The sequence below is a fragment of the Vaginisenegalia massiliensis genome, from assembly GCF_900604935.1.
Taxonomy (GTDB): domain Bacteria; phylum Bacillota; class Bacilli; order Lactobacillales; family Aerococcaceae; genus Vaginisenegalia; species Vaginisenegalia massiliensis.
Genome location: NZ_UWPC01000011.1, coordinates 21,946 through 33,783, shown reverse-complemented (window position 1 = coordinate 33,783; position 11,838 = coordinate 21,946). Strand labels below are relative to the sequence as shown.

Below are 11,838 nucleotides of genomic sequence, written 5' to 3'. Positions count from 1 at the left end.
TAGCAAGATGTCGAATGATCTTAAACGCTATAATACGTGGAATAATCACTTGAAAACTACTTTTGGTGAGAAAGTCTTTAAGGTATCGTTGGATGGAGGCTTTAATTGTCCCAATCGTGATGGAACAGTGGCACATGGCGGCTGTACCTTCTGCTCGGCATCGGGCTCCGGTGACTTTGCAGGAAGTCGCTTGGATCCCTTGCCCATCCAGATGGTCAAAGGAATTGATAAGCTACACGGTAAATGGCCTCATGCCCATAAATATATCGCCTATTTCCAGAATTTCACCAATACGCATGCCCCTGTAGAGGTTTTGCGGCATCGGTTTGAACAAGTCGTTAATCAACCAGGCGTAGTGGGCATAATGATAGCCACTCGTCCTGATTGCTTGCCAGCGGAGACCGTTGACTACTTAGCCGAGTTGAATCAACGCTACTATATGTGGGTCGAGCTAGGCCTACAAACCGTTCATGATCAAACCAGTCAGCGAATTAATCGTGCCCATGACTATGCGACTTATTTGGACGGCGTGGCTAAATTGCGGGCGCATAACATTCCAGTTTGTACCCATCTCATTAATGGTCTGCCAGGCGAAACCTATGACATGATGATTGAAAATGTTCGCCGCACTTTTCTTGATTCGGATATTCAAGGAATCAAGATTCATCTCTTACATTTGATGCGCAAGACCAAAATGATGTTGGACTATAAAGCAGGTGACTTACAATTGATGGAGATGGATGACTATGTCAATCTAGTGTGTGATCAGTTAGAATTAATTCCGCCAGAAATTATTATTCATCGCTTAACCGGTGATGCCCCCCGCGACACTTTAGTTGGGCCGATGTGGAGTTTGAATAAATGGGAAGTCCTCAATGCCATCGATGATGAGTTGGCTAGAAGGAATACTCATCAAGGTGCAAAGAATTGTCGATTAACGAAATAAGCAAAAGCTCTCTTTCGAACTAGAAAGAGAGCTTTTGTCTTTTAGGTATAATGTTTGATATGAAGGGTATTGTAAAGCCATTGTAAGTTGAGCCATGGGGTAATTTCTCGGTGCTTGTAAGCTTCAAGGAAGGCTAGACGATGAGCTTGAGCACGTTTAAGAATAGTAGGCGAGAAGCGAGTTTGATCATGTGAAGTATAGTCGTCATCGTTAGCATTATACTTAACCAATTGGTTATTTTGATCATAATAAAAGACTTCGTTGTCAACGATGAGGACAGCTAACTGGTCATCGTTATCAATAAAGAAGATGGGGTCCGCCTGAGATGAGGACTCGTATGTCGACTCTTCCACTGTATCTTTTAGTCGATAATAGCCTTTGATGTCAGGTTTTACCTGCATGGCTGCCAAGATATTGTCATTCGCCAAACTTGACTGATTGAGATGGCGTTGATAATAGTCGTTATGAATGACGAAATTAGATAAGATTAGACATCCACCGCCAAAAATCACAAATAATAGAGAAAAGACGTGTTTAAACGGATTCATGGGTATTCCACTCCCTTTCATAGCGGTCATTTTTAGTCATTAAAGCGCTAGGATGATTTAGCTAGTTGGCTGAAATTATAGAGCCACTGCAAATTGACATAGGGAGCTTTGATTTTCTTAATTTCTTGCTGAATGAAGCTGTTTCGATAGTGATTACCCGCTTGTTCCATTTCTGGTGTTAAAGAATCGGTCTCTTCTGAATCAAAATTATCTTCCTGATTTTGGACGTCGATTAAGAGGCCGTTAGATCCGTAGGTGTAGATGGTTTGGTCTATAAGAAGGATGGATTGATCAGATACTTCATCATAGGAATAGGATAGGTTGTCATCTAAAGCGTAAAAATAATCATCATCGGCGATATCATCACTAAAGCGTTGATGATCTTTGATGATATATTTTAGAAGAACAGGACCTTTGATCGGTTTTTCTATATGTTGGCAATAATAGAGCGAATAGTCATAGATATTTATGGAGCTAAAGAGGATGCCAGCTGAAATAAGGAGAAAAATCAAAACATATTTTTGGACTTTGGACATGAGCTAACCTCCTAGTGACTCAATGGTTTAATGGCTAAGAGCCAATTAAAACTCAACATAAAGAGACTAAAAGAAAAGACAGCAAAGAGGATGCCATAGCGCCAAGCTTCAAGGGGTTTAAGTAGGCGAGCAAGTGTAAGTCCTGACCAGCCTGTAAGTACGATGACGAACCAAGCAGAAAGAAGGCGCTTAGGAGTCGGACCATAGTTCAAAATATAGACGCCGCAAAGTTTCCAAGCAGCAATCAAGGCAAAAGCAGTTGTGAAAAGGAAAAGAATCGCCAAAGCAAGTCGCGTTCCAGGTTGGTCCCAGAGAGGTTCTTTAGCAATCAGATAGAAGATGGCAAGTACAATAAAGTTGACAATTGCGACACGAACCAGTTGCCAGAAGCCAGTGACAGCCAAGGTTGACGCCGCTTGGGGTGTCAAATGTTGGAGCGTGATACGGAAGATGTCATTCATGGCTAAACAGATAAACAAGGCATAGACCGCACATAAACTGTAAATGACCAAATAGACGGAAATTTTAGGAAAGATGCGCATAGGTAAGATTCGTTTCATCAATTTTTGGTAGCGGTCGTGATAAGAAGTAGAACGCAATGACCCAACCATTAACCCAAAGATTAACATACCAAAAGGAAGCGAAAGGATTAGATAACCAATATCATTGCTCAAGTCGAAGGCTCCGAAGATTTGGTGGAACAAGCGACCGATGAGGTTGGTAAATTGGCTTGTCTGCGTGGCAAAATTTTGGGAGACTTGAGCCAATTGACTCCAAACGAAAATCAAAATGGGTACAAGTCCGCACAAGGTGATCAAAATAAACTTGATTGGAAAAGTAGGCTTTTTAATCAGCGAATCGATATGATTCGTGACTTTGGTTCTAGCTAGGGCTAAACGTGTAAACATATTTTCAACCGGAAGTTCAATCATACCTAACCAAAGTTCTTGATAAAGCATGATTCCCAATTTACCTTCGATTAACTTCCCATTGCGAGCTAAGATATAGAAAACCAAACAAATGTGTAAAGCCACTATCTGAATCAAATCAAAGGGATGATGATAGCCAAAGACGGACAAGGCTAAAGCTTGTATCAGGCTCGAAATAAGGAAAAACCAGCTCTCTAATTTAGGGATCGAGGTGGAATTAACCTGATTTGATAGGATGACTCGATGTAAATATTCAACTAGAAAGATGATGGCTAAAGTGACCGGAAAGTAGAGATGGGGACGGTTGTTAAACAAGGTTAATACATAGAAGAAAGCTAACGGATAGGTAAATAAGCTAGCTAGTTTAAGTTGGGTGTGATCTTGTGGATTGAAAGTCGCGATCTGTTGATCAAGATTAATTCCAAAGAAAGTTTTTGGCTTTGGTTGTGTTGGAGACTCAGGTGTGTTTGTTAGCTGAGTCGGGGTTAGATTTTGAGTCATGATTGTCTTCCTCCAATAGTTGATCGCCAGGGTCGGGAAGATATTCGATTATGTCTCCCGGCTGGCAATTCAGCTCTCGACAGATGGCATTTAAGGTCGAGAAGCGAATCGCCTTGGCTTTATTATTCTTGAGAATAGACAAATTAGCAGACGTCAAATCAATCCGTTCGGCCAATTCTCCTGCACTCATATGACGCTGAGCCATTACTACATCTAAATTAATTTGGATCATCGTAAGCCCTCCTATATGGTGTAAGTTAGTTCATCTTGCATTGCGACCGCTTTGCCGAAAGCATTGCGAACGACACGCAGAACTAAAACCATAAAACCGCCGGCCACTGCAATAGCAAGTAAAGGAAGATAGCAAGTGAGGCCCATGATTAAAGCAATCAGGGTCACTACTTGGATTTCCCAACCAATATAGCGCAAGCAAGTGACGTTTTCCGATGTGAAGACTTGGTCTCGACCAATTCGATCGATTAAGCGGTAGAAGCTTGAGATAAATAGAAGGGCCAAGCCACCACATATATAACCGCTGAGCAGAAGTAAATTTCGGCGTAAGTCTCCTCCAAATAAAGGGGTAGAGCGGCCATCAAATTGGGCAACCAAGTAAGGACCATTGAAAAGCATTAGAATGGCAACGATGAAAAAAATGGCTAAGCAAATCTTAGTGAGTAAGATACTGGTATTCTCGTGATTCATTTGTTGTTGCTGATTTGTCTCGTTCATAAAATTTTCCTCCATGGATTAAGAAATACAGAAAGCGTCCTTTCTGACATGCTAAATATAACACCTTAATTATTGAAAAACAAGATATTTTTATCGAAAAACGATAAAAATATCTTGAATAGCGATAATGTATAGTTTGATGATTTTTAATAATAATTCATATTAAAAATATCTTAACAAAGCTTAAAAAGGTGCTATAATCGGTTTATAAACGCTTTCATTTGATGGAGGGAAAATATGTATAGTATTGGACTTGATCTCGGTATAGCCAGTGTCGGCTGGAGTGTAGTGAATGAAAAAAACGGATTTATCGAGGATTTAGGGGTACGTATTTTTACGGCTCGAAATAGTGATCAGAATAAGGATAGACGTACCGCGCGGAGCACCCGCCGTTTATTGAGACGTCGCCATACTCGTTTAGAAGATGCGAAACGCTATTTAGAAAGTCAGGGTTTTACTAATGATGTTTCATTAAAGCATGTTTGCCCTTATGAATTAAGGGTAAAGGGGCTAGATCAAGCCTTATCGAAAAGTGAAATCTATAAAGTAGTTCTTCATATAATAAAAAAACGTGGAATTAGCTACTTGGATGAAGACAGTGTTGAAGCAGCAAGTGAAGGACAAGCCTATAAGGATCAAGTGTCCAAGAATGCTATGCTATTAAAAGAATTTACCCCGGGACAAATTCAGCTACACAGGCTACAAGAAAACGGAAGAGTGAGAACCGGGTTAAATGCTAAAGGTGAGTATCAACTAAACGTATTTACGGTGAGGGCCTACGCTCAGGAGTTAGAGCGAATTTTACGTTGCCAAAGCCAATTCCATAGTGAAATTACCGAAGATTTTATTAATTTCTTTGTAAAGAAAGGAACTGGTCAAGAAGCGGGCTTGGTTTATCGCAAAAGACCCTATTATCATGGACCAGGAAATGAAAAAAATAATTCACCTTACGGGCGTTGGGCAAATTATTCTTTCGATGGTAAGCCAGCTGAAAATATCTTTGACCAATTAATTGGTAAAGATATACGAGGAAACTTGAGAGCTAGTACGATGGGCTTAACCGCACAAAAATATAATCTCTTAAATGATTTAAACAATTTGACTATAAAACGCGAGGAAAGTAAATTGACGCCAGCAGAGAAAGAGGACGTTCTTTCTTATTTAATGACGCAAGATGTTAAACAATTCGGACCAAGTACTTTATTAAAAATTTTGAATCTTAGCAAAGAAGATGTAAAAGGCTTTCGTATCGATAAGAATGAAAAACCTGAATTACATACAATGAAAACATATCGAGCATGGCGACAAATTTTTGCTGAAAATGGGCTTGAATTAAATGATATTCCAGAAGATACAGTCAATATGTTGGGTCGAATCATAACACTAAATACTGATATTGATGCGGTCGAACATACGATTGATGTTGAATTACCGGATCTTGAGCTAGTAATTAAAGAAATTGTACTTAATAATTTTGCTAAATTAAGAAGTAAAGCAAGTCAAGCTTCTTGGCATAGTTTTTCAGATGAATTAATGAAGGAATTAATTCCGGAATTATTAAATACGTCCGATGAACAAAATACAATACTGGAACGGATGGGTATCAAGAAAGAGCTGAGAGGTCATTATGCCCAATATAGCCACTTGCCAGTTGAAGAAACGATTGAGCAAATTTTTAATCCGACCGTAGCCAAAACAATCAAGCAGGCCTTCAAAGTAATGAATGAATTGATTGATCGCTATGGAAAAGACAATATCAGCTACGTAACGGTTGAGATGCCCCGTGATAAAAATGAAAAGGATCAAGTAGATACGATCAAGAAGATTCAAAAGGACAATTTGAATCGAAAAGATGCGAGTCAGAAATATTTCTTAGAAAAATCAGGTTGGACAGAAGAACGTTTTAATTTTGAAATGCGTAAACCGAAATATGCTAAAAAACTTTTATATTACTATGAACAAGATGGTATTTGTGCTTATTCAGGAAAACCTATTTTACCTGAAGAAGTCTTCTCTGACCGAACTGAAGTCGATCATATTATTCCCTTGTCTATTTCCTTGGATGATTCATTAAATAATAAAGTCTTAGTACGTGCTGAAGCTAACCAAGAAAAAGGTCAACGTTCACCATATCAAGCTTTCATGGATGGTGCTAAATTAGGGCAAACATGGGATCAATATGTAGCTTGGGTTAAGTCTCGACCATACAAGAAATATAAGAAGCAGAATTTGCTGGAAGAACGTGATATCTTTAATCCAGAGATTCGCAAACGTTTCGTTGAGCGTAATCTGAATGATACTCGTTACTCAAGTCGCGTGGTAATGAATACCTTGCAAAGTTTCTTTTATGAGTCGGATACTAAGGTCAAAGTAGTGAGTGGTAGTTTCACTCATACACTGAGAAAACGCTGGATGTTAGATAAAATGAGAGAGACTCATCATCATCATGCAGTAGATGCGACGCTTTGTGCTGTATCTCCATTTGTAAAAATTGAACCGTATGAGTACCGAATTGTTGATGACAAACCGGTTATGATTGATTTAGCTACTGGCGAATTTATAGATTATCGAGAATATAAAAAACGCAAATATGACGATAAAAAAGCTTATAGTTTAGATCAGTGGCCAGACTTTATTGCTGATTTAACACCACTCAAACTGTATTCTCGAATTAAGTTTTCTCATCAAGTAGACCACAAGTGGAATCGAAAAGTCAGTGACGCGACGCTTTATTCGACGCGTAATCGAATTACCTATACGGTAAAGAAAGGTAAAGAAGTCGAAAATAAAGAGGTCTATACAATTAAGAAAATTAGCGACATTTATTCAGAAGATGGTTGGGAAGAGTTCAAAAAGCATCAAGATGACTTGTTAATGAAAGACATTGATCCAAAAACTTATGAAATTTTACTTGAAATTGCTGCAACATATCCTGATTTCAAAGAAGTTGAACAGGCAAATAATAAAGTAAAACGAATTCCGCAATCACCATTTAAAAAGTATTGTGAAGATCAGGCTATTCCAGGTATTCAGAAATATTCAAAAAAAGGCAATGGTCCGATTATCCGGTCCTTGAAATACTATGATAAGAAACTAGGCTCTCATTTAAATATTACGAAGACGCCAAGTGGTCAGCCAATTGAAGAAACGGTCAATGGTCGACGAGTTATTTTGAATCAACTGAATCCGTGGCGGACCGATGTTTACTATAGTCCATCTCGTGATTGTTTTGAATTGGTTGGCATTAAGTATAATCATTGTCAATATATTAATGGACAATATGGGGTACCAAAAGCCACATATGAGCAATTATTAGTTGATGAGAAGGTATCGTCAGATAGTGAGTTTAGATTCTCGCTTTATCGGGGAGATCGGATTCAAATTCAATATGGTGATGAGATGGTGGAAGGATTATATCAATCGAGAACTACCAATAATGTAAATTATTTTGAATTGAAACCTATTACTTCAACTCAATGGGAAAAGGAAATCCTACCTGTTTTAGGAAAACCATCAAATGGTCGTGCTATTAAAGGACTCAAAAAAGGTATGAAGGTTTTAAAAATTCATACAAGCTATTTAGGCAAGAAATACTATATCACACGCGAAAAATTAAAAGGAATTTTATAAGGAAGGGTTTACATTCTCGTTGGACATGCTATAATGGTAACTGTAATCGACGGGTTACCGTGTCCGACGGGACATGCTTTTCTAATATTTTTATTGATAGGAAATTATTAGAGAATCTGCAAAAATAAGGCTTTATGCCGAATTCAACCACCCTTTTGGGTGGTTTTTTTTATTTAGGAGGACAGGGTTATGTCATTTAGAACGGTCTTTATTAAGAATGGTGAACGGCTGAAATTACAGTTGGATAATCTTGTAATTGTAAAGCAAGGCAAAGAAATTAGAGTACCCTTATCGGATATTGGCACGATTCTTCTAGAAGGAGATTGCACAGTCATTACGACTAAACTACTAGCGCAATTAAGTCGACACCAAATAGCGGTAGTATCGTGTGATAATCAATTCTTGCCTTGTGGTATATATCTAGCCATGGGCCAATATCATCGAACAGCAAAGCGTAATATCTGGCAATCTCAATGGTCTGACTTATTGAAGCAAAATGCTTGGACTGAAGTTATAAGGATGAAGATTGCTAATCAGATGGTCCTCATGGAGAAGTTGGGAATTGAACAAGAACGTGTAGCCTTGATGCAAGAATTGTTAGATAATCTGATGTTGGGCGACGCAACCAATAGAGAAGGCCATGCAGCAAAAGTATATTTCAATTCTTTATTTGGTATGGGTTTTACTCGTGAAGATGCCTGCTATGCTAATATCTGCTTGAATTATGGTTATAGTATTATCAGAGCTCAGGTAGCACGTTGTGTTGTGGCATTAGGGTTGATACCCTCATTGGGTATCTTTCATAAGAATGAGTATAATGCATTTAATCTTGTAGATGATTTAATGGAACCCTTTCGACCTTTAATGGACCAGTATGTATATCAGCATATTATTAACGACAAAGAGGACTTTCTAACCTATGATAAGCGGCTGGCGATTATTGAATTTTTAAATCACCAAATTTTGGTAAAAGGTAAGAAAGAATTTATTGATTCTGCTATCTATGACTATGTCAATTCGTTTATTCGGGCAATGGAGAAAGAAGACTTTTCTAAGTTAAATTCTATTAGTTTAGAAAATTATTTGGGAGCGATAAAAGGTGAGGTTTGAACAAGTGAGATTATTATGTATGTTTGATTTGCCGTTTGATACGGCAAAGGAACAAAAAGAATATCGTGTTTTTCGAAAACATTTAATTGAAAATGGATTTACTATGTTGCAGTATTCAATCTACTATCGAAGTCTACCAAATCGCAGTTCTTTAGCAAAATACGAATCGATTCTGAAAAAGAAAATCCCAAGTAATGGCAATGTAAGATTAATTTATGTCACAGAATCTCAATTCAAGTCGATGGTTCTGTTGGTTGGAGAAAGAAGTATGCAAGAAGAAGTTGTGGGTGCCAATCGTTTAGTGGTGATCTAGATGCAAGTGAAAATAGAATATAGTGACAATCAATTTATAGAATTAATGTTAGACGATTTTGTATTGTTGACAGGAGGCAATCATCGCCTTTTAAGGCAGGTATATCAGTCATTAAGGTTATTTAATGGAAAAATATCAGGATTAGAAAATAATATCTATGGTGAAAATGGTATTCAATTAGAAGTTGATGGTAAAGAATTAAAAAGTAAGGATTTAACCATTCTTGCAATAGAAAATCAAGCAAGTCTGGTTCAAAATTTAACTCTGAATAAAGGAACAATTTTATTTGATTTGTTAAAAGACTTGAAGAATGATATAGAAGTAACTCGATTAATTGAGCAAGTTAATGATCAATTACTTCAATTAGAAAGTGTGTTACAACGTAAATTAGGAAATCAAAATGAACTAATTCAGTATCACTTATTGCCTATTCAATTTGAGGATTTGATTAAGAATAATATTCGTATAGGGTATTTTTATAATGATCTAGAAGTTCCAATTGCGTATGTAGATACAGAGGATATTTTAGAAATTTATTTAGCCCATCTTGCTAAGTACATTGAAATAACGGGTAAGCCCATCTGGCTTGTATTAAATCAACCTGAAACCTTTTTAAGTGCAGAATTTATCGAGCAATTTATTCAAAGAATTTCAATATTGTCTCAAGAGACTAGATTAGTGCATCTGATTGTAATCACTCACCATGTAATTTGGGAAGTAAATCAAGGTTATTTACCCAGAACAGTGGTCTGTTATGATGATATTTTGCAGATGCCTATATTAGGAGATTATAGGACTAGTTTACAGAACCATTATCCAGATGAATTTCGTTATTCTGATGAAAAATTAATTAAAGCCACATTTCGACTAATTCATTTAATTGGCTTGCCGATTAAACAGGCGCTTCTCATAAGCCCTAAGGATATGGTATTATTTGTAGTGATGAAAGAATTATTCGAGGATTATTCTGATTTTGAGACGTCAATTGAAGAATTATCTGAGATTGAATATAATTTTTTGATCAAAAAGGGGATTTTGGGTTAGAAAAACCGAAATTTGAGGTTTTTGCACTCTCTATAATTTCCTATCAGTAAAACTTTGAGTTGATACCTCCGCGTTGATTTGGCGTTTTTGCACTCTCTATAATTTCCTATCAGTAAAACGGGAATAAAAGTAATCAATTTCCCCATCTTGTTTTTGCACTCTCTATAATTTCCTATCAGTAAAACTTTAAAATGCAAAGGAGATTCAATGGAGCCGTTTTTGCACTCTCTATAATTTCCTATCAGTAAAACATAAATCATTAATGCTAATATCAAGTGCATGTTTTTGCACTCTCTATAATTTCCTATCAGTAAAACGTTTTGGGAATTGATGCTGATAAAATTAGAGTTTTTGCACTCTCTATAATTTCCTATCAGTAAAACGTAACGATTTTTATTACAATTTAAATCTTTGTTTTTGCACTCTCTATAATTTCCTATCAGTAAAACCGCAATGAAACAAGCTAAGAAAACGATGTTGTTTTTGCACTCTCTATAATTTCCTATCAGTAAAACCAAGGGTTGAAATAGAAAAGAGTCAAAGAAGTTTTTGCACTCTCTATAATTTCCTATCAGTAAAACAACGTGATTTAATGTTCTTAAATGAGAAAGGTTTTTGCACTCTCTATAATTTCCTATCAGTAAAACAACTATCAACCCATTTTCTAATAACTATCCGTTTTTGCACTCTCTATAATTTCCTATCAGTAAAACTAAGTCCATGAACTTTAAAACATTGGCTTCGTTTTTGCACTCTCTATAATTTCCTATCAGTAAAACAACAACTATGAAAAATGAAAATGGTTCAAAGTTTTTGCACTCTCTATAATTTCCTATCAGTAAAACAAGTGGAAACATAGATATGGCAATCGAGTTGTTTTTGCACTCTCTATAATTTCCTATCAGTAAAACAGGAACAAGCGAGATTGCAAGCTGAAATAGGTTTTTGCACTCTCTATAATTTCCTATCAGTAAAACGATTCATTAGCTATTACCTCGTTAACTCCGGTTTTTGCACTCTCTATAATTTCCTATCAGTAAAACGAGAAGCCCTAACCGAGTTAACCGAGCTGTGTTTTTGCACTCTCTATAATTTCCTATCAGTAAAACAATTTTTTGTTTGCTTAACGTGTACTTTGTGTTTTTGCACTCTCTATAATTTCCTATCAGTAAAACCGACAGATTGCTTGCAATCGTTTTGAATCCGTTTTTGCACTCTCTATAATTTCCTATCAGTAAAACCCTATATTTATGTGTATATCTCTTGAACCTGTTTTTGCACTCTCTATAATTTCCTATCAGTAAAACTTAGGCAATCCTAAAACCTCACAAGGGTCTGTTTTTGCACTCTCTATAATTTCCTATCAGTAAAACTTATCTTATCTGTACCGTCACGTGACGTCAGTTTTTGCACTCTCTATAATTTCCTATCAGTAAAGCTATGTAGGCGATTTGTTTAATTAAATTGAAGAAATGGATGAATTATTTAGTTGTACAAATTTTAATTAATTTACAATTTACTTGGTGTACGCAATCCTGTACATCATAATATA

10 protein-coding genes and 1 CRISPR repeat array are annotated in these 11,838 nt (G+C 36.6%); of the genes, 5 read left to right on the top strand and 5 right to left on the bottom strand.

All coding sequences use genetic code 11. The features are described from left to right. Nucleotides 1-7: 7 nt before the first annotated feature. The gene (gene mnmL, locus EIH20_RS07355) at nt 8-946 is read left to right on the top strand and encodes a tRNA modification radical SAM protein MnmL/YtqA (RefSeq protein ID WP_124059268.1); all 939 of its coding nucleotides are present in this window, start codon (nt 8-10) and stop codon (nt 944-946) included. Between the two features lie 41 nt (nt 947-987). Here mnmL and EIH20_RS07350 read toward each other — a convergent pair whose 3' ends face one another. Genes EIH20_RS07350 through EIH20_RS07330 form a run of 5 tightly spaced genes read right to left on the bottom strand, consistent with a single transcriptional unit; the run spans nt 988 to nt 4,189 of the window. Then, nucleotides 988-1,494 carry a hypothetical protein gene (locus EIH20_RS07350; protein WP_124059266.1) on the bottom strand — a complete coding sequence of 169 codons (507 nt, stop codon included), beginning with the start codon at nt 1,492-1,494 and terminating at the stop codon, nt 988-990. 47 nt (nt 1,495-1,541) lie between these two features. Further along, entirely contained in the window at nt 1,542-2,030 is a 489-nt protein-coding gene (locus EIH20_RS07345; RefSeq protein ID WP_124059264.1) for a hypothetical protein, read from the bottom strand. 11 nt (nt 2,031-2,041) lie between these two features. Continuing rightward, on the bottom strand, nt 2,042-3,460 hold the full coding sequence (locus EIH20_RS07340; RefSeq protein ID WP_124059262.1) for a DUF4153 domain-containing protein: 1,419 nt from the start codon (nt 3,458-3,460) through the stop codon (nt 2,042-2,044). Further along, complete coding sequence (locus EIH20_RS07335; RefSeq protein WP_124059260.1) at nt 3,417-3,692, bottom strand: helix-turn-helix domain-containing protein; 276 nt, start codon at nt 3,690-3,692, stop codon at nt 3,417-3,419. Before EIH20_RS07335 ends, EIH20_RS07340 begins: the two co-directional genes overlap by 44 nt. A gap of 11 nt (nt 3,693-3,703) precedes the next feature. Further along, nucleotides 3,704-4,189, bottom strand: a complete 486-nt coding sequence (locus EIH20_RS07330) for a DUF2975 domain-containing protein (protein WP_164470909.1) — start codon at nt 4,187-4,189, stop codon at nt 3,704-3,706. A gap of 237 nt (nt 4,190-4,426) precedes the next feature. On the opposite strand from EIH20_RS07330, the gene cas9 reads away from it, so the two are divergent. The 4 genes from cas9 to csn2-St all read left to right on the top strand — a co-directional run bounded on the left by cas9 (nt 4,427) and on the right by csn2-St (nt 10,286). Next, nucleotides 4,427-7,819, top strand: a complete 3,393-nt coding sequence (gene cas9, locus EIH20_RS07325; protein ID WP_124059256.1) for a type II CRISPR RNA-guided endonuclease Cas9 — start codon at nt 4,427-4,429, stop codon at nt 7,817-7,819. A 189-nt stretch (nt 7,820-8,008) separates the two neighbouring features. Then, nucleotides 8,009-8,929: a type II CRISPR-associated endonuclease Cas1 gene (gene cas1, locus EIH20_RS07320; protein WP_124059254.1), complete on the top strand. Its 921-nt coding sequence runs from the start codon at nt 8,009-8,011 to the stop codon at nt 8,927-8,929. Next, nucleotides 8,919-9,242: a CRISPR-associated endonuclease Cas2 gene (gene cas2, locus EIH20_RS07315; RefSeq protein ID WP_241152411.1), complete on the top strand. Its 324-nt coding sequence runs from the start codon at nt 8,919-8,921 to the stop codon at nt 9,240-9,242. The genes cas1 and cas2 overlap by 11 nt, the downstream gene beginning before the upstream one ends. Further along, nucleotides 9,243-10,286 carry a CRISPR-associated protein Csn2-St gene (gene csn2-St, locus EIH20_RS07310; RefSeq protein ID WP_124059250.1) on the top strand — a complete coding sequence of 348 codons (1,044 nt, stop codon included), beginning with the start codon at nt 9,243-9,245 and terminating at the stop codon, nt 10,284-10,286. A gap of 17 nt (nt 10,287-10,303) precedes the next feature. Continuing rightward, nucleotides 10,304-11,725: a CRISPR direct-repeat array (repeat unit 36 nt; unit sequence GTTTTTGCACTCTCTATAATTTCCTATCAGTAAAAC). Nucleotides 11,726-11,838: the final 113 nt, after the last annotated feature.

Excerpts from the sequence above, each read along its gene's own strand:
- cas1 (WP_124059254.1), top strand. The coding sequence starts at position 8,009 with ATGTCATTTAGAACGGTCTTTATTAAGAATGGTGAACGGCTGAAATTA.
- EIH20_RS07335 (WP_124059260.1), bottom strand. The coding sequence starts at position 3,692 with ATGATCCAAATTAATTTAGATGTAGTAATGGCTCAGCGTCATATGAGT.
- EIH20_RS07330 (WP_164470909.1), bottom strand. The coding sequence starts at position 4,189 with ATGAACGAGACAAATCAGCAACAACAAATGAATCACGAGAATACCAGT.
- EIH20_RS07345 (WP_124059264.1), bottom strand. The coding sequence starts at position 2,030 with ATGTCCAAAGTCCAAAAATATGTTTTGATTTTTCTCCTTATTTCAGCT.
- cas9 (WP_124059256.1), top strand. The coding sequence starts at position 4,427 with ATGTATAGTATTGGACTTGATCTCGGTATAGCCAGTGTCGGCTGGAGT.
- EIH20_RS07340 (WP_124059262.1), bottom strand. The coding sequence starts at position 3,460 with ATGACTCAAAATCTAACCCCGACTCAGCTAACAAACACACCTGAGTCT.
- EIH20_RS07350 (WP_124059266.1), bottom strand. The coding sequence starts at position 1,494 with ATGAATCCGTTTAAACACGTCTTTTCTCTATTATTTGTGATTTTTGGC.
- csn2-St (WP_124059250.1), top strand. The coding sequence starts at position 9,243 with ATGCAAGTGAAAATAGAATATAGTGACAATCAATTTATAGAATTAATG.
- mnmL (WP_124059268.1), top strand. The coding sequence starts at position 8 with ATGTCGAATGATCTTAAACGCTATAATACGTGGAATAATCACTTGAAA.